This is a genomic window from Sphingobacterium sp. UBA5996, from assembly GCF_002429765.1.
Classification (GTDB): Bacteria; Bacteroidota; Bacteroidia; order Sphingobacteriales; family Sphingobacteriaceae; genus Sphingobacterium.
The window spans coordinates 45,192-66,079 of the sequence record NZ_DJAS01000023.1 but is presented as its reverse complement, the minus strand read 5'-3'; the positions used below and the strand labels follow the sequence as shown (position 1 = coordinate 66,079).

22 protein-coding genes are annotated in these 20,888 nt (G+C 39.5%); 14 read left to right on the top strand and 8 right to left on the bottom strand.

Going from position 1 to position 20,888, the window contains the following annotated elements; all coding sequences use genetic code 11:
* From B3E00_RS17255 to B3E00_RS17220, 8 genes are all read right to left on the bottom strand, one after another.
* Positions 1–753 (bottom strand): HisA/HisF-related TIM barrel protein, encoded by a 753-nt coding sequence (locus B3E00_RS17255; protein WP_209578707.1) that lies wholly within the window; start codon positions 751–753, stop codon positions 1–3.
* Between the two features lie 21 nt (positions 754–774).
* Positions 775–1,365 carry an imidazole glycerol phosphate synthase subunit HisH gene (gene hisH, locus B3E00_RS17250; protein WP_293939458.1) on the bottom strand — a complete coding sequence of 197 codons (591 nt, stop codon included), beginning with the start codon at positions 1,363–1,365 and terminating at the stop codon, positions 775–777.
* A gap of 1 nt (position 1,366) precedes the next feature.
* Positions 1,367–2,506: a bifunctional histidinol-phosphatase/imidazoleglycerol-phosphate dehydratase HisB gene (gene hisB / locus B3E00_RS17245; RefSeq protein ID WP_293939456.1), complete on the bottom strand. Its 1,140-nt coding sequence runs from the start codon at positions 2,504–2,506 to the stop codon at positions 1,367–1,369.
* A 4-nt stretch (positions 2,507–2,510) separates the two neighbouring features.
* Complete coding sequence (gene hisC, locus B3E00_RS17240; RefSeq protein ID WP_293886569.1) at positions 2,511–3,569, bottom strand: histidinol-phosphate transaminase; 1,059 nt, start codon at positions 3,567–3,569, stop codon at positions 2,511–2,513.
* 82 nt (positions 3,570–3,651) lie between these two features.
* Complete coding sequence (locus B3E00_RS17235; RefSeq protein ID WP_293939628.1) at positions 3,652–4,563, bottom strand: ribonuclease Z; 912 nt, start codon at positions 4,561–4,563, stop codon at positions 3,652–3,654.
* A 1-nt stretch (position 4,564) separates the two neighbouring features.
* Positions 4,565–4,945, bottom strand: coding sequence for an STAS domain-containing protein (locus B3E00_RS17230; RefSeq protein WP_209578711.1), 381 nt, complete (start codon positions 4,943–4,945; stop codon positions 4,565–4,567).
* 33 nt (positions 4,946–4,978) lie between these two features.
* Positions 4,979–5,929, bottom strand: a complete 951-nt coding sequence (locus B3E00_RS17225; RefSeq protein ID WP_293879658.1) for a phosphoribosylaminoimidazolesuccinocarboxamide synthase — start codon at positions 5,927–5,929, stop codon at positions 4,979–4,981.
* Between the two features lie 147 nt (positions 5,930–6,076).
* Positions 6,077–7,042 carry a PhoH family protein gene (locus B3E00_RS17220; protein WP_293879505.1) on the bottom strand — a complete coding sequence of 322 codons (966 nt, stop codon included), beginning with the start codon at positions 7,040–7,042 and terminating at the stop codon, positions 6,077–6,079.
* 351 nt (positions 7,043–7,393) lie between these two features.
* Here B3E00_RS17220 and B3E00_RS17215 point away from each other — a divergent pair, with 351 nt between their 5' ends.
* The 14 genes from B3E00_RS17215 to B3E00_RS17150 all read left to right on the top strand — a co-directional run bounded on the left by B3E00_RS17215 (position 7,394) and on the right by B3E00_RS17150 (position 20,879).
* Positions 7,394–8,191 carry an SAM hydrolase/SAM-dependent halogenase family protein gene (locus B3E00_RS17215; RefSeq protein ID WP_209578714.1) on the top strand — a complete coding sequence of 266 codons (798 nt, stop codon included), beginning with the start codon at positions 7,394–7,396 and terminating at the stop codon, positions 8,189–8,191.
* A 314-nt stretch (positions 8,192–8,505) separates the two neighbouring features.
* Positions 8,506–9,057 (top strand): hypothetical protein, encoded by a 552-nt coding sequence (locus B3E00_RS17210; protein ID WP_293939455.1) that lies wholly within the window; start codon positions 8,506–8,508, stop codon positions 9,055–9,057.
* 158 nt (positions 9,058–9,215) lie between these two features.
* Positions 9,216–11,051: an ABC transporter ATP-binding protein gene (locus B3E00_RS17205; RefSeq protein WP_293879503.1), complete on the top strand. Its 1,836-nt coding sequence runs from the start codon at positions 9,216–9,218 to the stop codon at positions 11,049–11,051.
* A 103-nt stretch (positions 11,052–11,154) separates the two neighbouring features.
* Complete coding sequence (locus tag B3E00_RS17200; protein WP_293879502.1) at positions 11,155–11,553, top strand: hypothetical protein; 399 nt, start codon at positions 11,155–11,157, stop codon at positions 11,551–11,553.
* Between the two features lie 78 nt (positions 11,554–11,631).
* The gene (locus B3E00_RS17195) at positions 11,632–12,291 is read left to right on the top strand and encodes a heme exporter protein CcmB (RefSeq protein ID WP_293879501.1); all 660 of its coding nucleotides are present in this window, start codon (positions 11,632–11,634) and stop codon (positions 12,289–12,291) included.
* A gap of 37 nt (positions 12,292–12,328) precedes the next feature.
* A complete protein-coding gene (gene ccsA / locus B3E00_RS17190) occupies positions 12,329–12,994 on the top strand; it encodes a cytochrome c biogenesis protein CcsA (protein ID WP_209578719.1) in 666 nt (221 codons plus the stop codon).
* 86 nt (positions 12,995–13,080) lie between these two features.
* The gene (locus B3E00_RS17185; protein ID WP_293879500.1) at positions 13,081–13,290 is read left to right on the top strand and encodes a CcmD family protein; all 210 of its coding nucleotides are present in this window, start codon (positions 13,081–13,083) and stop codon (positions 13,288–13,290) included.
* 18 nt (positions 13,291–13,308) lie between these two features.
* The gene (locus B3E00_RS17180) at positions 13,309–14,292 is read left to right on the top strand and encodes a DUF6427 family protein (protein WP_293879499.1); all 984 of its coding nucleotides are present in this window, start codon (positions 13,309–13,311) and stop codon (positions 14,290–14,292) included.
* A 175-nt stretch (positions 14,293–14,467) separates the two neighbouring features.
* Positions 14,468–15,793: a hypothetical protein gene (locus B3E00_RS17175; RefSeq protein ID WP_293879498.1), complete on the top strand. Its 1,326-nt coding sequence runs from the start codon at positions 14,468–14,470 to the stop codon at positions 15,791–15,793.
* Entirely contained in the window at positions 15,759–16,427 is a 669-nt protein-coding gene (gene lptC, locus B3E00_RS17170; RefSeq protein ID WP_293879497.1) for an LPS export ABC transporter periplasmic protein LptC, read from the top strand. The genes B3E00_RS17175 and lptC overlap by 35 nt, the downstream gene beginning before the upstream one ends.
* Positions 16,428–16,720: 293 nt before the next feature.
* Complete coding sequence (locus B3E00_RS17165; RefSeq protein WP_293879496.1) at positions 16,721–18,820, top strand: peptidylprolyl isomerase; 2,100 nt, start codon at positions 16,721–16,723, stop codon at positions 18,818–18,820.
* A 61-nt stretch (positions 18,821–18,881) separates the two neighbouring features.
* Positions 18,882–19,403: a DUF2480 family protein gene (locus B3E00_RS17160; protein ID WP_293879495.1), complete on the top strand. Its 522-nt coding sequence runs from the start codon at positions 18,882–18,884 to the stop codon at positions 19,401–19,403.
* 118 nt (positions 19,404–19,521) lie between these two features.
* Entirely contained in the window at positions 19,522–20,307 is a 786-nt protein-coding gene (locus tag B3E00_RS17155; RefSeq protein WP_209578725.1) for a DUF3108 domain-containing protein, read from the top strand.
* A gap of 5 nt (positions 20,308–20,312) precedes the next feature.
* Positions 20,313–20,879, top strand: coding sequence for a DUF3109 family protein (locus B3E00_RS17150; protein WP_209578726.1), 567 nt, complete (start codon positions 20,313–20,315; stop codon positions 20,877–20,879).
* Positions 20,880–20,888 lie beyond the last annotated feature (9 nt).

Below are 20,888 nucleotides of genomic sequence, written 5' to 3'. Positions count from 1 at the left end.
CTAAAATCTGATTAACGATTTTAAATTCCAATCTTTTATTTCATCGATCGAGATTCTATTTTCATAGATTGCCTTTCCAACGACCACAGATTCTACTCCACCCAATTCCTGCAATTTTTGGATATCGTTCATTGAACTGATACCGCCGGACGCGATCAATTTGATAATCGGCGAATGGTTCAATAGTTTTTGATATAACTCAACACCAGCACCGCCCAATTTGCCATCTTTACTGATATCCGTACATAGGAATCTAAAGAATCCCAATACCAAACATTTATCGATATACTCGATCAATTTAATTGGCGAGCTTTCCAACCAGCCAGAATATTTAATGACTTCATCCAATACGTCGATTGCTATTACAATGTGATCCGCGTACTTCACTTTCCCTTCGTTCAAGGTAGCCAGTTCCTCCAGAAAAGAAGGATTTGTAATCGCCTGTGTTCCTACAATAACACGGTAAACACCAGCATCGACCAGTTCCTTTACCTTTTCTATACTTCTAACACCACCTCCATATTGAATTTTCATTTCCGTTTTTTGGATGATATCAAATAGGTAGGCCTGATTGCTGAAGTCTCCTTTTGCCCCGTTTAAATCAATGATATGAACCAACTCGGTACCATTTGCATGATAGTTTTCGATCTGCTCTTCTAAGCTGATTGCATACGTTGTGACGTCGTCATAGTTGCCTTCTCTCAGACGGACAACCTTTTTGTCCAAAACGTCTATTGCTGGAATGATATACATAGTTGAATGTTTTTAGTCAATTTAAATAGTTGAAAAATTGAGCAATAATTGCTCACCTGCTTTCCCGGATTTCTCTGGGTGAAATTGTACACCAAAGAAATTGTCTTTGGAAATTGCCGCTGAAAAAGGTTGCCCATAGACACATTTTGCAGCGGTATACCTGTCATCGAATTCAATGAAATACGAGTGGACAAAATAAAAATAAGTCTGATTTTGAATGTGTGCAAATAAAGGATTATTTGCTTGTACAGCAACGCTATTCCACCCCATATGTGGGACTTTGCCAGCCATTTTGCTATCAAAATGAAGAGTTTTCAAAGGAATTAACTTTAACATTTCTGCATTTCCCTCTTCTGAAAAGTCAGTTAGCAATTGCATTCCTACACAAATACCCAACACCGGCTTACGCAGCGCTTTGATAGCTGGTACGAGTCCCGACTCCTGCAATTTATCCATCGCTGCCCCCGCATGCCCGACTCCTGGGATGATAATCCGATCGTACTGATCGATCTCCTCCGCCGTATTGATCATCCCATAGGAGAGTCCTACCCGATCTAACGCCGCTGTTAAGGAAAAAATATTCCCTGCACCATAATTAATAATTCCTATCATTTTACAATACTCCCTTCGTACTTGGCAACTGCATGTGATCAGCATCGCGTCTCACTGCTTTCTTGATGGATTTAGCAAAAGCTTTAAAGATTGCTTCGATCTTATGATGCTCATTTTCGCCTTCCGCTTTTATATTTAAATTAGATCGCGAAGCGTCCGAAAAAGATTTAAAGAAATGAAAAAACATCTCTGTAGGCATATCTCCAATTTTTTCCCGTTTAAAAGCTGCATCCCATACAATCCAGTTGCGACCACCAAAATCCAATGCAACCTGAGCCAGACAATCATCCATCGGCAACGTATACGAATAACGTTCAATACCTCGCTTATCACCAAGGGCTTTCAAAAATACCTCACCCAAAGCGATACCTGTATCTTCTATGGTATGATGTTCGTCAATATGAAGATCCCCTTTTGCTTTTATCGTCAAGTCTAATGCCCCATGCCGAGCCAATTGATCCAACATATGGTCAAAAAATGGCAATCCTGTATCCATGTCAGACTTTCCTGAACCATCCAAATTCAAATGAATGAAAATATCTGTTTCATTGGTCTTACGATGATGTTCGGCGGTACGCGTGCCCAATTTAAGAAATTCATATACGCTCTTCCAATCTGTTGTTTCTAAAGCTATAACAGTTGAATCGATCGCTAAGTTTTCCAATGCACCTAATTGATCATTGGCACGGAGCCAGATCGCCTTAGCCCCAAGATTTTGAGCTAGTTTAACATCGTTTACACGATCACCAATAACAAAAGATTGGCTCAAATCATATCTTGATGCATCAAAATACTCCCCCAGCATGCCGATCCCCGGTTTACGCGTGTCCGCATTTTCATGTGGAAAAGTTTTATCGATATGCTCTTTGGCAAATACCACCCCTTCCCCTGCAAACGTATCCAGCACAAAATGATGGACTGGCCAGAAATTCTCTTCCGGATGGGAAGAAGTTCCTAAACCATCTTGGTTGGAAACCAAGATCAATTCGAAATCCAGTTCCTTTGCGATACGTGGCAGATACTGCAAGGCACCGGGATAGAATTTTAATTTGGCAAAAGAATCGATTTGTTCATCTTCTGGTTCCAAAATTAATGTTCCGTCTCGGTCTATAAACAGTACACGTTTTAAGTTATCAGGCATAGTATTATTTATTGATTTGATTAAGTTTTTCTAACAATGTTTGATTTTCAGCCGGTGTGCCGACAGTGATCCGCAAACATCCCTCACATAATTCGACTTTAGATCGATCCCTCACGATGATTCCATATTGAACCAAGTAATTGTAAACGTCCCGAGGTTGATCCATTTTGACCAAAATAAAGTTAGCATCGGAAGGTGTGATATGCTGCACAAAGTCCAGTTCAAGCAATGCGCGCACGAGTTTTTCACGCTCCGCTACGGTTTCTTTGATCCAGTCGTTCACTTGATCTACTTGATCCAATGCTTGTAAAACGATATCTTGCGTGGCCTGGTTAATGTTATATGGAGGTTTTATTTTATTAAAAACAGCGATTACCTCTTTACTCGCAAAAGCCATACCCAAGCGTAAGGCTGCTAAGCCCCAGGCTTTGGACAATGTCTGCAACACGACTAAATTGGGGTATTCTGCCAGTTCCTGTGTAAATGATTTTACAGCGGAAAAATTGATATAAGCTTCGTCCACAATCACCAACCCCTGAAAATTAGTTAAAATTGTTTCGATATCCTGGCGACGGATTGAATTTCCTGTCGGATTGTTTGGTGAACAGATAAAAATTAACTTGGTATGTTCATCTATCGCATTGGCGATACCCTCCAAATCCAATTGATAATCTGCCGTGAGGTTGACTTTCCTGCAGGCTACATCATTGATGTTGGCTGAAACTTCATACATACCATAGGTTGGTGGAACTAAAATCACATTATCCACACCTGGCGTACAAAAAGCACGATATAAAATATCAATTGCTTCATCGCTTCCATTTCCCAAAAAGATATTTTCTGCGGGTACGCCTTTTATTTTAGAAAGCTTTGTTTTAACTTGATGTTGGAGAGGGTCTGGGTATCGGTTGTAATCATGGCTTAGTGGGGATCCAAAAGGATTTTCATTGGCATCGATCAATATAGATGCCTCCCCTTTAAATTCATCTCTTGCGGATGAATAAGGTACGAGCTTCTTAATATTTTCCCGTAATAGGTTGTTTAAGTTGAATGGATTATCCATTATAAAAAAATTAGAGCCGTAAACTTAGATAAATTGTTCATCATATGCAATATAATAAGCAATTATTCATTGGAGCGCTTATTTATACTGAAAACCATTTCCCCTCTATCGAAAGCTCTGTATTGGGGAATACCGACCTCGCTTCTTCCAATAGTGGATTTAAATCTCTATATCGTGCTGAGTAATGCCCCAAAAGTAATTTTTTGGCATGAGTTTCTTTCGCTATCTCGCCAGCTTCAAAGGCTGTTGTATGAAATGTCTCTTTAGCACGATCCACCATATCATGTAAGAATGTAGACTCATGATACATGAGATTTGCTTTCTGAACAAAAGGGAGATAGTCTGCTGTACGTACCGTGTCCGAACAATAGACATAGCTTCGCGACAGTGGTGCAGGAAGACTTAGATCATCTGCAGCATATACTTTACCGCTTTCGTCGACATAATCCATACCCTTTTTTATCATAGGATAATATACTGTAGGAATATTCAAGGCTTGTACCACATCGGCGAGCAAAGTTCTTGCCCGCGGCCCCTCATCAAAGCGAAATCCCGTACAGGCAATTCGATGTTTCAGCGGGAATGTACTCACCTTTAGTGTCCTATTTTCAAAAATAACACCCGGCGCCTCGGGTGAAATTGGATGAAAAACAAGATTGTAGCGTAAAATTGTCTCAGAATGTAGAAATTGTAAATCTAAAATTTCTTTTAACGCGGCAGGACCATACAGATGGAGATCACTTTTTCTGCCGACAAGATGCATGGATGATAGCAAACCCACCAAGCCCAAATAATGATCTCCATGTAAATGGCTAATAAATATATGTCCGATACGATTGCTCTTGATACCATACCTACTGAGCTGCATCTGTGTGCCTTCTCCGCAATCGATCAAAAACAATTGCTCATTAAAGTTCAACACCTGGCTAGTCGGATGACGATCAAACATGGGCGTTGCCGAGCTATTTCCTAATATCAGAACTTCAAACTTCATATTAATCCTCAATTGTCCCCCGATATTCAGATTCCAGTTCATGCGCAAAGATTAAATCTTCAGCAACCTTTAATGATGGTGCAATCTTTAGCGATTTATCTAAATGTGATACACGAACCATATCCATTAATGTAGGACAAAGATTCACAAGAATAAATATGCCACCAACCGATTGACACAACCGATGTGCTAGTACCCCTAACCGGATGCCAACTTCGTCTGTTTTCTTAACATGAATCATATCCAGCACAATATTTCGTTGTCCAATCGTATTCCGCAACAAGAACTCTCCTTTGAGTTTAGCTGCATTATCCGCATCTATCACATCGACATGTGGTTCTATGACAATATAGCGATCGTGTTTATCAATGGTATACTTCATGAGGTGATCTCCTTTATTTGAGGATACAATGTACTAATAATTTAGCGTTTTTAAGGCGTTTGACACATTTCTTTCTACTCGTTCAAGTACATTTTCTTGATCTGGGTAAACAAACTTTTCTCCAACAATATGTTCGTATAGTTCAATATAACGCTCAGAAATCGAAGCTACAATTTCATCCGTCATTTCCGGAACAGCCTGACCGTCTTTTCCTTGAAAACCGTTTTCGATTAACCATTTCCGAACAAACTCCTTCGATAATTGCTTTTGTGGCTCATTTTGATCTTGGCGTTCTTGATAACCTTCGGCATAAAAATAACGCGAAGAATCGGGTGTATGAATTTCGTCAATCAACACGATTTGACCATCTTTTTTACCAAACTCATATTTTGTATCCACCAATATTAACCCCCGTTGTGCGGCAATTTCGGTTCCTCTTTGGAATAAAGCTTTCGTATATTTTTCTAGCTGAACATAATCTTCTTCACTTACGATACCCTTATTCAAAATATCAGCACGTGAGATGTCCTCATCGTGGCCGACCGCTGCCTTAGTTGTCGGCGTAATAATAGGTTCCGGCAACTTGTCGTTTTCCTTTAACCCTTCTGGCAATGATTCACCACAAACTTCACGTTTACCTGCCGCATATTCACGCCAGGCATGGCCTGATAAATAACCACGGATAACCATTTCCACTTTAAACGGTTCACACATTTGGCCGATTGTCACACTTGGATCCGGAACAGATACCACCCAGTTTGGAATAATATCAGCAGTAGCCTTTAAAAATTTGGCTGCAATTTGATTCAGAACTTGCCCTTTATACGGAATAGGACGTGGAAGCACCACATCGAATGCTGAAATACGGTCGGAAGCTACCATCGCCAAATACGTATTGGCAATTGTATACACATCACGTACCTTTCCTCTGTAAAAAGCAGTCTGGTTTTCAAAATTGAAATTTGTTTCTTTTATAGCATTCATGTTCAAAGTAAAATACACCTGTAAATAATTATTATAATCCGCAAATGGCACCTTCATGCCAGGCAGGATCATACAGCATTTATTTTATGAGCCGCTGTACTCATTTGTTTCTAGAGGGAACAATACCTTACTTTCCGCATTGGCCTATTAAATATCGCCATATGCTTCTAATATGCGACGCACCAATTTATGCCGTACCACATCTCCGCCGCTGAGGTGAACAATATCTATCCCTTCGATATTGTCTAATAAGCGAATCGCTGTTGACAATCCAGACTGATTTTTCTTCGGCAAATCCACTTGTGTCATATCACCAGTAACAATAAATTTAGCCGTAGGTCCCATCCGCGTTAAAAACATCTTCAACTGCATATCTGTTGCATTCTGAGCTTCATCCAAAATGACAAAACAATTGTCGAGCGTACGTCCCCGCATAAACGCTAATGGCGCAACCTCGATGGTGCGGTTTTCTAAATAACCTTTGAGCTTTTCGGCAGGAATCATGTCATCCAAGGCATCATAAAGGGGCCTCAAATAAGGATCTACTTTTTCCTTTAGATCGCCCGGTAGAAATCCCAAATTCTCTCCGGCCTCAACGGCTGGCCGCGTCAAGATGATCCTTTTGATTTCTTTATTTCGGAGTGCCCTAACAGCCAAAGCAACTGCAGTATAGGTTTTTCCCGTTCCTGCAGGTCCGATAGCAAATAAGATGTCATTTTTGGAAATACTATCCACCATCTTCCGCTGGTTGGCGGTGCGTGCACGTACAATCAGGCCATTAGGGCCGTATACGATTGGTTCGGAACCAAAAGCAGCATTTTTGGAAGCGAGTTCTTTTTCCTGTTGAGCGGCAGAACCTGCGCTTGCACCCAGCAGATTTTCAAAATCCAACAAGGTAATGTTGTTAAATTTCTCCAAATGAGCCACGACTTCCTGAAAAGAGTGTTCAAACAGGTCCAATTCCTTCGCATCTCCTAGCACCTTCATTTCACTTCCGCGAGCTACAATCCGCAGTTTTGGGAATTGCTTCTTCAAATAATCGAAGTGCTCATTGTCTGCTCCCCACAATACGGGTAAATTCAGACCATCTAATGCAATTAGTAATTCGTTCAAATTTTATCTATTTAGAATTAATTAGATTGTAGCCATTACACAATATCATTCCTGTATAACACTATTCAAAATTAACGTATTCTAACGAAACCACCAAGAATATAGCGCGTACAAACAACGAGAATAAGAATGCGTATTTGGAGGGCAATGTCTATGTTGCAAACATTTCAATATACGTGAAATATCCGCTATGTAGGTGTATATCAACCGAAAAAAAAGATAATCAAAATAAGTTCTCCAATTAGCTTTACAAATCACCTGATAAATAGTAATTTTGTTCTCTATTTAAATAAATTACGGGGTATATTTTACGGGAATTCGACAGCAATTCAATCTAGGATTTAGATTATAATGGCAGTAATTACATTAACAACAGACTTAGGACATAAAGATTTTTATCAAGCAGCGCTAAAAGGGAGTCTTTTAACGCAGTTATCTGATGCCAATATTGTTGATATTACTCATGAGATCCCAGCATTTAATATCCCTCGAGCCGCATTTGTATTGGGCAATGCTTATCATTATTTCCCCAAAGGAACTGTCCACATCATCGGGATCAACACCTTATTTCATGAAGAATCCAGGTATATCGGCATGAAATATAATGATCACTATTTCGTTGGAGCCGACAACGGCATCTTCAGCCTATTGTTGAATGGCAATGAACCACAAGAACTCTACGAACTCAACTTAATGCAGGATTTGCGGTATCTACATTTTCCACTAGCAGACATTCTATCTAAATCTGCCTGTCACATCGCCAAAGGCGGAAAACTGAAAGATGTCGGAACGCCAATGCAACAGCTGATTGAAAAAGTGACTTTGCAGCCCATCTTTGACAAAGATATGATCCGAGGCAATGTCATTTATGTGGATGCCTTTGGCAATGCCATCACCAACATCTCCAAAGATTTATTCAATAAGGTACAGAAAGGTCGGCATTTTGTACTTTACTTCAAACGCAATGAGACCATCACCAACCTTTCCTGGCACTACAACGAAGTAGGTGAAGGAGAAAAACTTTGCTTATTTGGCATTTCCAACTATCTTGAAATCGCCATCAATAAAGGCAATGCAAGCCAGCTCCTTGGACTTCATGACGATGACTCCAACGTAATTCGCATAGAATTCAAAGATTCCGTACTGTAAAACAATTATCAAACTTCAACCCACAGTCATCATTTACTGGCAATTGCTTCGCTAATTGTTCGCACCTGCTTCGCTTCTTATTCGGGGCCGCTCCACTCTGCGCCCACTGATTGTCCACCNNGGTGGACAATCAGTGGGCGCAAGGTGGACGAGAGGTGGACAGGAGGTAGACAATTTCCGAACAAAGGGCGAATAGATGGCGAACGAAGGGCGAAGTGAGCTACTATCTGATGACAACACAATAATAAAACAAAATCTTACGGCAAACGTTAGTTTTAAATTAGATATTTGATTATACAAATTGTTAAACATACATGAGATTGCTAAAATTACTTTTTCTGTTCACCATTCTATCCGGCTTCCTTAAACAAGTCAACGCTCAAACCAATCCAGATTCCAGCGCTTACGAAGTACAGCGGAACCATGTCAATGAGCTACTCAATGCCCGGCAACAAAAATTTGGCGCTTATGACACCAGTCTTACCCAAAAAACGGGTCTTTTTGGTCTATTTAAATCAAAAGGAGATATGCAAAAGAGTATCGACATCCTTAAAGATATTGTGATTACCGATAATAACATCTTTCTCGAAACACAAAAACTTCTTAAAATCAAAGATTTTGAGAAAGATAAATTTCAGCAGCTGGCAACAGATTATGATAAACAGGTTTCTGCTTATATCGGTACCATAAGCAAGCTTCAGAAAGAAAACGAAAAATTGCGTAGCCAAGTTGACAAAACATCGGGTAACGGAGGCCTAAGCAATATTCTCCTTTATATTGCTTTAGTTGTGATCGGGGTTTTAGGCTATCTACTCTACACGGCCAAAGCAAAACACGCCGCTGCAAAACAACAAAATATAGGATAAAATAGGCGAATACCAGTCTCAACATAATAGCCAACAAGTCAAACAGCCCTTAAGGTATTAAAAAGTCACCTTGATGCTAAAAATTGACTATAGTATGATAGCAAATTGTTTTTAATCTCGTTACATTTGTCCTCGCAACAAAATTTGAAGTAGCGGATATGGCAAGAGGATTCAACAGCGGTAATAAACAAGAAGAGGATCTACCAAAACCAAAATTGAATAAGGAGCTCCTGTTGAGAGCTGCAAAACTAATGACCTATTTAAAACCTTATCGGTTTAAATTTGGAATAGGGATGTTTTTCTTGGTATTATCCAGTTTAGCCATGTTAGCGTTCCCGGCGCTGCTTGGGGCTATGATCGATGCTGCTCAAGGTAAGCAAAAATATCTCTGGCTTCCTCCAGAAGTATATTACATTGGTGGCATTGCATTTATTATATTATCTTTTCTGTCAGTCGTTTCTTTTTTTCGCATCCGTATTTTTGTTGAAATTGCAGAACGTACATTGGCTGCCCTTCGCAAGGATACTTATCTAAAACTGATTTCATTACCGATCGAATTTTTTGCCAACCGTCGTGTTGGGGAATTAAACAGCCGTCTGTCTGCAGATCTTTCGCAGATCCAGGATACCCTGACCACCACACTAGCTGAAATTCTAAGGCAGTTGATCAGTCTTTGTTTTGGTGTTTTTCTATTGGTTTGGGTATCTCCCAAACTTGCTCTTATGAACCTTTGTATTTTACCGATCATTGTGGTGGCGGCTATCATCTTTGGAAAGTTTATCCGCGAACTATCAAGACAGGCCCAAGACAAAATGGCTGAATCAAATAGTATCGTTCAGGAGACTTTATTAGGGATCAGCAATGTGAAGGCTTTTGTCAATGAATACTTCGAGTTTAACCGTTATAGCAGACAGATGGATTCTGTTGTCAAACTTGCGGTTAAAGGTGCAACCTTTCGTGGTGCGTTTGCTTCATTTATTATCTTCTGTATTTTTGGTGCAGTAATCGCCGTTATATGGTATGGAGCGGCACTAGTTGCTATCCACGAAATGACTGTCGGCGATCTGACGACCTACATTTTATATTCGATGTTTGTTGCAGGATCCATGGGCAGTTTTCCTGAACTCTATGCCAATATCCAACGCTCCTTAGGGGCAAGTGAACGCATTTTGGAAATTCTGGATGAGCCTCAAGAAAACCTCAATGTGAAACCGACTTGTAAAGAAGTTCACGAAGTAATGACCGGCAAACTAAGCTTCAATCATGTTTCCTTTGCCTACCCAAGTCGTCCCGATATTGAAATTCTAAAAGACATCAATTTTACGGCCAATGCAGGGGATAAGATTGCCATAGTCGGCCCCAGTGGAACAGGAAAATCAACAATCGCTTCATTGATCTTACAATTCTACACGGTTAATACAGGTGAAGTCTGCTACGACGACAGACCAGCATCCGATTTTGAATTATGCGATATCCGTAATCAAGTCGCTATTGTACCGCAGGATGTATTGCTGTTTGGAGGTACTATACGCGAAAATATTGCGTATGGCAAGCTCGATGCCTCAGAAGATGAAATTATAGCCGCTGCTAAACGTGCCAATGCACATCAATTTATCTTAAATTTCCCTGAAGGCTATAACACGCTCGTTGGCGAACGTGGCGTAAAACTCTCTGGCGGGCAGCGCCAGCGTATTGCCATTGCCCGCGCGCTGTTAAAAGATCCGGCCATTCTTATCTTAGACGAGGCGACTTCATCATTAGATTCTGAGTCCGAGCGCCAGGTACAAGAGGCATTGGAAGAATTAATGCGCGGACGTACTTCGATTATCATTGCTCATAGATTATCTACCATTATCGATGCTGATAAAATTATCGTTATCGAAAACGGCATCGTATCGGAAAGCGGCACTCACTTTGAACTGCTCCAAAAAGAAAGCGGCCTCTATCAACACCTCTACAACCTCCAATCGAAACAGCAAAAGATTGATATGTAAAATTTTGTTAATTATTGATTCTTTTTAAACAAAATCACCTTGTGATTGTTCATTTGGTATCATACTTGATTATCATTTGAATATATAACAAAATAGAAGAATTATGAAAAATAGCAAAAATGGATTAGTGGCATTTGCTTTGGTAGGATTAGCTGCGGGAGCTGCTGCATGGTATCTTTTAGGAACTGACGATGGAAAAAAACAATTAGATCGTGCAAATGATGGCATCAAGAGCTTAACTAAATCATTGAAAGATCTTTCTAAGAAAGAAGCTAAAAAAGCGCAAAAACTAGCTAATAAAGCTTCGTCCGAATTAGATAATTTAAAATCGAAAGCTCAGGCTGCCTTTAGCAAAGCTACAGAAGATGCAGATGCACTGAAAAACAAAGCGAAAGAAGCAGGCAGAGAAGCTTTGGAACACGCCAACAGCGCAGCTCAAAACTTGGCAGGCAAAATCGATGATACAACTGACGCTGCGAAGTCCAAAATTTCTAACGTATAAGTAAAAATAACGTCTTTTTTAGGAATTGATGTTGTTGATCACTCTCGCGGTTAAAATACATTTGTATCTTTGCTGCCTATGACGTTGATGCAACAAGTAAAAACTTTAATTCTTAAAGACATCATTCTGGAATGGCGTTCGAAATATGCTATTAACGGAATTCTACTATATGTCGTATCAACTGTTTTCGTCTGCTATCAAGCATTTAAATCAGTTGATACGACTACTTGGAACGCATTATTTTGGATCATTATGCTCTTCGCTTCGATCAATGCAATCAACAAAAGCTTCGTCCAAGAAAACCCCAATCGGCAACTCTACTATTATTCACTTGTTGATCCTCGAGCGATCATTTTAGCAAAAATCATCTACAATACCATCGTGATGACGCTATTAGCCACCATCGCTTATTTTGTATATTCAACCATATTTAAAAATCCCATCGGTGACCCGATACTCTACTTCTTATCGGTCATGCTCGGCAGCATTAGCTTTTCAACTGTATTTACCATGATTTCTGGAATTAGCGCTAAAGCAGGAAATAACAGTACGCTAATGGCAATACTTAGTTTCCCGGCAATTATCCCGCTATTAATCGTATTAATAAAGCTATCACGCAATGCAATAGAAGGTTTGGAAAGAGCTTCAAGCAGTAAAGAAATAATCGTATTACTTGCAATTAATGTAATCACGATCACTATTTCTTTGTTGTTATTTCCGTACCTTTGGCGAGATTAAATATGAGCATTGACGACAAACTAAATTCAATATAACCATGAGAAAAAAATGGTGGAAAGTATTAGCAGTATTGATTATCTGTGGTGTTATTATCAATGGTCTTTTAGGCCCTGTTCCCCGTCTATTTATCCTACACGAAAGCATCCGTAATGTCTATTTTCATGTTCCGATGTGGTTTGCTATGATTTCGATGTATTTCGTTTCTGTAGTATACAGCATTAAATACCTTAATACTGGAAAACAAGCATACGATTTAATGGCTATAGAGGCTGTAAACACGGGTATTACGTTCTGCTTCTTGGGACTTGCGACGGGTATGCTATGGGCAAATATCACCTGGGGTGAACCGTGGCCAAATGACCCGAAACTGAATGGCTCTGCGATCGCAACATTGATGTATCTCGCTTACCTTGTTCTCCGAAATGCCTTGGAAGAAGAACAAAAAAGAGCGAAGATTTCTGCAGTATATAATATTTTTGCCTTTCCGATTATCATTGTACTCATCTATATCTTACCTAAACTGACAGATTCCCTACATCCAGGTAGTGGGGGGAATGGAACATTTGCTGATCTTCAGATGAGTAATGAATTACGCCCGACGTTCTACAGTTCTGTTATTGGATGGATTTTGATAGCGACCTGGATCTGTACAATGCGCTATAGGATGCGTTTATTAGAGAGAAAGCAAGAATTAGGCGCATAAGTATCAAAAATTTGTATTCATCAAACACCTGTCATGTTGCGCATAAAAATGGACAACATGACGAATAATAATATATAGAAATAGAAATGAAAAAAATAGTATTGTCAATCGTCTTACTCATGTTTTCTACCCTGAGTACATTTGCGCAAGAAGATGTCGATATGGCGACCGGATTGCGTAGCGAAGGAAAGATCTACGTCGTAGTATTGGTCATGTTGGTCATTTTTCTTGGCTTGGCTTTCTTCCTTTTTTTGCTTGACCGCCGCATTAGCAAATTGGAAAAAAAGAATAAATAGCACATATTTATCAACACCATGATTATCAATCAGTTTAGGAATTATTCACCCATTAATATTTTATTTCTATCGCTCGTAGGCTTTGTGCTATGTTTAGGGATATTTTTGCACCTTCCGGATAAACTTGACTCTGTAATTTTTGAACCTGCATTGGGCAATCTATTGGGAGAAAACAACTTAATCAACCTTTCTCCTGCCACCAATGTTTTTTTCACGCTGATCTTGACGATCTTCCAGGCGACAATACTCAATCGCATCACAAGCCATTTTAACTTACTAGGGAAACCTAGCTTTTTGGTCGCTTTGATGTACATGACACTGGCCAGCTTGTTTTTACCATTTTTGGTGCTGTCTCCAACGCTGATCTGTAATTTTATTTCGATATGGATGTTAAGCAAGTTGCTCTCCCTCTATCGGCAGACGGATGTTAAAGCGGAAATGTTCGATCTTGGCATGATCGTAGGCATCGGAAGCTTGGTCTACTTTCCATTCTTGAGTATGTTTGGCTTATTGTGGATAGGTTTACTCATTTTTAGGCCGTTCAACTGGCGCGAATGGATTACCCCACTCCTTGGCTTGGCCACGGTGTATTTTATCTTGGCGGTAATCTATCTTTGGATGGGCAAAATGGAGCAGTTTTATACGATTTGGCTGCCGTTTACGTACAAATTTCCTACGGCTATCCGTATTCAATTAGTTGACTATCTGGTACTCGTGCCGGTCATCTTTACTTTAATACTCTTCTTAATGGTCTTAAAAGACAACTTTTTTAAAAGTGTCGTGCATATTCGCAAGTCATTTCAATTGTTGTTCTTTATGTTATGCCTGGCGGTAGTCTCGTTCTACTGGAATAAAAAACTAACAGAGGCCCATTTTTTACTTTGTGCACCTTCTATCGCCATCTATATGGCGTACTATTTCACTTATGCCAAAAAGAAATGGTTTTTTGAGGTCGTATACGCCATTATAACCCTCACTATAATCTACTTTCAGTTTTTCTAAGCTACTGTACAATAAGCGTTTAACCTTTTTTAACAAAATCGGCTTAACAAGCTCGCAAAAATTGAATAGTTTTGTATGCGATTAAAAGCAAAAAACATTTAATATCAGAGTCAAATAACTCGAAAATTTCACTAAAACTAAATAAACATTAGTTTCTCAATTTTATAGATTGACCATGCAGAAACGCTTTACAAGCTCTCTAAAAAATAAATCACTCCAACTGTTGTTAGCAGGGGGAATTTTAGCTAGTTCTACTACCGCATTTGCCCAAAAAACGACATCCGCATCACCCTACTCTCAATTTGGACTTGGTCAGATGCGAGAGGATTTATTGCCACAATATAGAGGTATGGGGGGCGTGAATACCGCTATCCGAAGAATCAATGGCGTATACAACACCAACCCGAGCAATCCTGCATCTTACTCTGCCACACAGTTTACCACCTTTGATGCTGGTTTATATGGCAATTACACGCAATTAAATTCGACAACCCGATCAGATAACACGGCTGACTTTGCCTTTAGCCATATCACCATGACTTTCCCCATGAAACGCTTTGGAGGAATCAGTTTGGGTATTCTTCCCTACTCTGATATTGGTTATCGGACATCTTCAACAGGAACTGTAAATGCTGATCCTTACACGAAAGTTTTCACCGGCGAAGGTGGTTTAACAAAAGCCTATGCTGGCTGGGGGGTACGCATCGTGAAAGGCCTGAGTATCGGTGCCAACATGTCTTATCTATTTGGAACCTTAAATGATTATAGCCGTGTAGAATTTCTCCCTTCATCGGGAGCATTGAATACCCAGCAACAGAATAAACGCGAAATACAAGGTATTATCTTTGATTATGGTTTACAATACGAGCAACCGTTAAATAAGGAATACTCACTGACCTTTGGTTATTCTGGTTCATTAAATAATGATATTAAAGAGAGAACAACAATATTTAATACGAGAACTACACCTTCTTCTGATCCGGACAACCAAAATATCCCGTTGGATAGCACCTTTATTTCTGACCGCAGTAGCAGACATTTGACCCTTCCACTGAAGCATAATGTTGGTATCACGCTTGCGCGTAGCAACCGCTGGTTGGTTGGTGCTGATTTTAAATACGCAGATTGGTCGAGATTTCAGACTAGAAAAGGAGAAAATGAGCTCCGCAAGAATTACGGCGTAGCGATTGGGGGGCAAATTACGCCCGATGTCACCTCGCTTAAGTATTTGAACCGAGTAGATTATCGACTTGGCTTTAGATATAATAAAACACAATATTTCTTAAGTAACCAAAATATCAACGATATGGCTGTTACTGTTGGTGTTGGTTTCCCATTTGCCAGAAATCAATTTTCGGGAGCTTTCTCTAAAATAAACTTTTCGGCAGAATTTGGACAAATGGGCAAAATCAGCAATAGTCTCTTACGTGAACGTTATATTAACTTTAATATAGGCTTTACCTTAAATGACCGCTGGTTTAGAAGAACACAATTTGATTAATCCGATGGTACGCAAGACATTTGCTTCGACCATAATCCAAAATATATCGCCCCTAGTAATCGTATCTTTACTAGGGGCGCTCTCATTGACTTCGTGCGAACCTGATTTAAAAGAGGTCGACCGGATTGCCAACATGAAAAAGGAAGAGGCGGTCGACATCTCACGTCATGTAGACATCATCTACAGCGATTCGACCCGGGTAAAAGCCAATCTTACCGCGCCTGAAATGCGTATCAAACACGATAGTACTGAAGTATATGAATTTCCCAAAAGCATAAAAATCATCTTTTACGATGACAATTTAAAGGAAACTCAACGCATCACCTCCGACCACGCCATTCGTAGGGAAAAAGAAAAGACGACCACTTTCACAAAAAACGTTGTAGTAACTATGGCTGACGGATCGATCATCAAAACTGAAGAGATCATCTATGACGAAAGTCAAGTTGATAGCAACAGCAACAGGATCTTTTATAATCACGTGCCGATAACGGCTTTCTTTCGCGATAATCGGGGTAATTTACAGGGGTCATCATTTACATCAGACAAAGATTTCAAACATGTCAATATAGCCAATGCCACTGGTTACACCATTATTACCAACAACAATCTGTTCCCTTCTTTAGGAAAATAGCTCATCGTGGGTCATAAACCAGATTCCGGTTTGGTTTAAAAGCAGCTATGGATCTGATACAATCGCCCCAGACTGTTTATTTATACGATTAAGTTATTCAAAACGAATCATTTGAACTAAAAGAGAACAGAAAACTTCAGTTTATACAATTATTTTTCAAATTTGTTTTGCTACATTCAGGAAAATATTCCATTTTTTTTTATAAAAATTGTATCTTGCACCGCATTTTGCTATGCTATGCATAAATTAACGAAATACAAGTATTTACACAATATAAACACAATAAGCAGACTATGGGATTAATGGGCTTTTTGCGTAACAAAGCGGGTGTCATCTTGACCGCAGCTATGGCTATCGCAATTTTAGCATTTTTACTAGGCGATGTCGTTCGGGGAGGAGCTCCTTTTTGGGCGAGACATCAAAATCGTGTAGGGGAAGTCAACGGAACTGAAATTGAATATCCTGCGTTCAATCAACAAGTTGAACAAACAGAAGAAATGTTCAAACAACAAATGGGAGGTGCAGTGACTCCTCAAATGAGAACATACGCTGTCCAACAAGTTTGGAATCAATTTTTGTCAAGAGAGATCTTGAAAAAAGAGATTGAAAAAATCGGTTTGACTGTCGGTAAAGAAGAATTAAATGATTTAGTAAAAGGACCAAATCCTTCACCTCAAATCGTTCAGGCTTTTACTAACCCACAAACGGGACAGTTTGACCATAGTCAATTGATGACCTTCTTAGGGCAGGTGAACAATAATCCTGCTGTCTACGACCAATGGAATACGTTACTTGAAGGCGTTAGAGATGAACGTTTAAGCAGCAAATACGGCGAGTTGCTTTCCAATAGCGTATACGTTACTTCATTGGAAGCAAACGAAGAATACCAAGAGCGCAATAAATTGGCAAACTTCAAATACATTCTTTTAGATTATGCTTCTGTCAAAGATGCAGATGCTAAATTGACGGATGCTGATTACCAAGAATATTATGATGAACATAAAAACATGTTCAAAACCCAAGAGGAAACTCGTGCAATTCAATATGTAACTGTAGATGCAAAACCTCTTGCTAAAGATTCTTTGGCCGTAAAAGAAACCATCAACAAATTGAAACAGGATTTAATCGTTGCCAAAGACGACTCCTTGTTTGCTTCGATCAATTCAGACAACAAATACCCGTTCACTTATGTGAAAAAAGGACAGTTGAGCCCTTCTTTGGATTCAGTTGTATTCAATGTGGCTGCTGGCACAACAGTTGGACCTTTTTTAAACAACAACGCGTATGAAATCGCAAAAGTTGTTTCGACGATCGTAAGTCCTGACTCGGTGAAAGCATCTCATATCTTACTGGACCCTACAGCTGAGGGTGGCGTAGATAAAGCCTTGGCGAAAGCAGATTCGATCAAAGGATTGATTCAAAAAGGAGACAATTTTGCAGCATTGGCCGTTCAGTTCAGTAAAGATCCAGAAAGCAAAACAAATGGTGGCGAACTAGGGACATTCACAAGAGGTCGTATGGTTCCTGAGTTTGAGAATGCCGTATTCGAAGGAAAAACAGGTGATATCAAAGTTGTAAAATCTCAATTTGGTGTGCATGTCATTAAAATTGAGAAACAATCAGGTAGCTCAAAATATGCGAAAGTTGCCATCATTGATAAAGTGATCAGCAGTGGAAAAGAAACATTAAACAATGCGCATAGCAAAGCAACAGCATTCTTATCTGCAGCCACAGCACAGAACTTTGCTCAAGAAGCGAAAAAACTTGGTCTAGAAGCAAAAACAGCTTCACGCGTAACAGCGATGGACAATGTATTAGATGGTAATGAAGCGCCACGTGATTTAATTAAATGGGCTTTCGAAGCGAAAAAAGGCGATATCTCAGACAAAGTATTTGAGACTGAAACTTCTTACATCTTAGCAAGTTTGGTTGACATACAACCTAAAGGAACGCTTTCTCTGGATGCCGTTAAAAAAGATATTGAGCCTGCAGTAAGAAATATGGTTAAAGCGAAGATGTTGAAAGAGAAATTTGACAAAGCTTTAGCAGGTGCATCTTCTATAGATCAGGTTGCTCAAAAAGTAGGTAAATCAGCTATTCACGTTGAAAATGTTGTCTTCGCGAACCCAGTTATCCCTGGTGTTGCATTGGAAAACAAGGTTGTAGGAACAGTTTTTGGACTTCAACCAAATAAACCTTCCAAAGCGATTGAAGGAAATACAGGTGTATATGTAGTACAGGTCAACGGTTTTACCAATCCTGCCGCTATCTCCGATATCAATGGACAAAAGAAACAAATGCTTGCAGCTAAAGCACAACGCGCTTGGGGATCTATTTTCCGCGCATTACAAGACAAAGCTGAAATCATTGACAATAGAGTGAAATTCTTTTAAAAGATTTTTAAGTAAATTTGTAGCCGGACGAATTATCGTCCGGTTTTTTTTTGATGTAAATATGGATATTCAAACAAATATTGTCAACAAAGTTGCGCAAAGTGGGTTAGTCACAGTTGACTTGGCCAACTACCATCCTCAAGCAGACAATGTGGTATATGATATTAAGGATAATCTCTTCCATGGCTTGATTCTTAAAGAAAAGGATTTCCGCGAGTTCATTAAGACAAACGATTGGTCGCAATATGCCGGTAAACATGTAGCAATTACCTGTAGTGCAGATGCTATTGTGCCCACTTGGGCTTACATGTTATTGGCTAACAAATTGGAACCTCATGCAGCAACAATCATCTTCGGAGACGCGGATGAACTGTTACGCATGCAGTATGCTGCAGCTATTGAACAGATTGACATGGAACAATTTCGGGATCAGCGTGTAGTTGTAAAGGGATGTGGTGACACTTTTATTCCAGAGTCCATATTTGTACAGTTTACGGTAAAACTAAGCAAGGTGGCAAAAAGTATTATGTATGGTGAACCTTGTTCTACCGTACCTGTATTTAAACGAGTACAGCCTAAGTAATCCAATTGCACAAATGTATAAGTCATTGTCTATGAACGTCTCATTTAATGTCAAAAGTTAAATTTATTTGAATGAAATTAACATTTCTTTTTCAAACAAATTTCGTAAACTTACCTACATGAAACTTATATCGACTTTGCTCTTTTACTTATCCGTGGTAGTAAGTACTGCTTTTGCTCAAGAATTACCGCATTTAAAGGAATCTGCATTTAAAGGTGGTGAGAAATTAAAGTATAAACTCCGTTATGGCTTTATTTCCGCCGCAACTGGAACATTAACTGTTGAAGACACAAAGGATGGAACTGGAAACCCTTCCTTTCATTTATATGCAGCAGGTAAGACAGCAGGTGCCTTTGCGATATATACGGTACGCAATGAATACAATTCGTATATTAACAGTAAAACATTTTTACCCTATTATTATACGGAAAACATTCGCGAAGGAGGATACAGAAGGAATGATAAGGTACGCTTTAACCAAGCGACAAATACCGTTGTCGGTAATAAAGGAACATTTAATTCGAAAGTAGATCAAACTTTTGACTTGCTTTCCTCCTACTATTTTGCGCGCAACTTGGATCTGTCAACGGTTAAACCGGGAGAATCTTTCAAGCTGACTTATTTTCTGAATGATGAGATTGCTACCTTAGGCATACAATATATTGGAATAGAAAAGATAAAAACAGAATTAGGCACATTAGAATGCCTCAAATTCAGTCCCGAAATCAAACCGGGACGGATATTTAAAAAAAATAGCAAGCTTTATTTGTGGGTAACCAATGATGGCAACCGTATTCCGGTCAAAGCCAATGTAGATATTTTAATCGGCTCCGTAACGTTAGAATTACTGGAAGCAAGCGGATTAAAGTACAAATTGGGACAACGAGCAAGCTACTCAAAATAATTAGAATGATTGAAGTAGGAAATGTATTGGTACACGAAGATCTAATCAATAATGACTTTGTGTGCAATTTATCAAAGTGCAAAGGAATCTGTTGTATTGAAGGCGATTCGGGCGCCCCGTTATTGGAAAGTGAAAAGGCCATCCTGGAGGAGATCTATCCTAAAGTGAAGCCTTATATGACAGAGAAAGGTATTGAAGCGATTGAGGAGCAAGGCAAATATGTAATTGATGTAGATGGTGATCTGACAACTACCTGTGTCGATGGAAATAAAGAGTGCGCCTATGTGACCTGGGAAAATGGCATCACAAAATGTGCTATTGAAAAAGCTTACGAACTCGGCGAGATCCATTGGCGAAAACCTGTATCATGTCACCTATACCCTATACGGACAACACATTATCCCGAATTTGACGTACTTCACTATGACCGTTGGCATATCTGTAAAGATGCCTGTTCATTCGGGAAAGAATTGCAGGTCCCTGTCTTTAAGTTTTTAAAAGATCCGTTAATCCGCACGTACGGTGAGGAATGGTACAAAAATCTTGAGCGAGCAGCCGAAGAGTTGTCCTAAAATCACTAT

Excerpts from the sequence above, each read along its gene's own strand:
- B3E00_RS17255 (WP_209578707.1), bottom strand. The coding sequence starts at position 753 with ATGTATATCATTCCAGCAATAGACGTTTTGGACAAAAAGGTTGTCCGT.
- hisH (WP_293939458.1), bottom strand. The coding sequence starts at position 1,365 with ATGATAGGAATTATTAATTATGGTGCAGGGAATATTTTTTCCTTAACA.
- hisB (WP_293939456.1), bottom strand. The coding sequence starts at position 2,506 with ATGCCTGATAACTTAAAACGTGTACTGTTTATAGACCGAGACGGAACA.
- hisC (WP_293886569.1), bottom strand. The coding sequence starts at position 3,569 with ATGGATAATCCATTCAACTTAAACAACCTATTACGGGAAAATATTAAG.
- B3E00_RS17235 (WP_293939628.1), bottom strand. The coding sequence starts at position 4,563 with ATGAAGTTTGAAGTTCTGATATTAGGAAATAGCTCGGCAACGCCCATG.
- B3E00_RS17230 (WP_209578711.1), bottom strand. The coding sequence starts at position 4,945 with ATGAAGTATACCATTGATAAACACGATCGCTATATTGTCATAGAACCA.
- B3E00_RS17225 (WP_293879658.1), bottom strand. The coding sequence starts at position 5,929 with ATGAATGCTATAAAAGAAACAAATTTCAATTTTGAAAACCAGACTGCT.
- B3E00_RS17215 (WP_209578714.1), top strand. The coding sequence starts at position 7,394 with ATGGCAGTAATTACATTAACAACAGACTTAGGACATAAAGATTTTTAT.
- B3E00_RS17210 (WP_293939455.1), top strand. The coding sequence starts at position 8,506 with ATGAGATTGCTAAAATTACTTTTTCTGTTCACCATTCTATCCGGCTTC.
- B3E00_RS17205 (WP_293879503.1), top strand. The coding sequence starts at position 9,216 with ATGGCAAGAGGATTCAACAGCGGTAATAAACAAGAAGAGGATCTACCA.
- B3E00_RS17200 (WP_293879502.1), top strand. The coding sequence starts at position 11,155 with ATGAAAAATAGCAAAAATGGATTAGTGGCATTTGCTTTGGTAGGATTA.
- B3E00_RS17195 (WP_293879501.1), top strand. The coding sequence starts at position 11,632 with ATGACGTTGATGCAACAAGTAAAAACTTTAATTCTTAAAGACATCATT.
- ccsA (WP_209578719.1), top strand. The coding sequence starts at position 12,329 with ATGAGAAAAAAATGGTGGAAAGTATTAGCAGTATTGATTATCTGTGGT.
- B3E00_RS17185 (WP_293879500.1), top strand. The coding sequence starts at position 13,081 with ATGAAAAAAATAGTATTGTCAATCGTCTTACTCATGTTTTCTACCCTG.
- B3E00_RS17180 (WP_293879499.1), top strand. The coding sequence starts at position 13,309 with ATGATTATCAATCAGTTTAGGAATTATTCACCCATTAATATTTTATTT.
- B3E00_RS17175 (WP_293879498.1), top strand. The coding sequence starts at position 14,468 with ATGCAGAAACGCTTTACAAGCTCTCTAAAAAATAAATCACTCCAACTG.
- lptC (WP_293879497.1), top strand. The coding sequence starts at position 15,759 with ATGACCGCTGGTTTAGAAGAACACAATTTGATTAATCCGATGGTACGC.
- B3E00_RS17165 (WP_293879496.1), top strand. The coding sequence starts at position 16,721 with ATGGGATTAATGGGCTTTTTGCGTAACAAAGCGGGTGTCATCTTGACC.
- B3E00_RS17160 (WP_293879495.1), top strand. The coding sequence starts at position 18,882 with ATGGATATTCAAACAAATATTGTCAACAAAGTTGCGCAAAGTGGGTTA.
- B3E00_RS17155 (WP_209578725.1), top strand. The coding sequence starts at position 19,522 with ATGAAACTTATATCGACTTTGCTCTTTTACTTATCCGTGGTAGTAAGT.
- B3E00_RS17150 (WP_209578726.1), top strand. The coding sequence starts at position 20,313 with ATGATTGAAGTAGGAAATGTATTGGTACACGAAGATCTAATCAATAAT.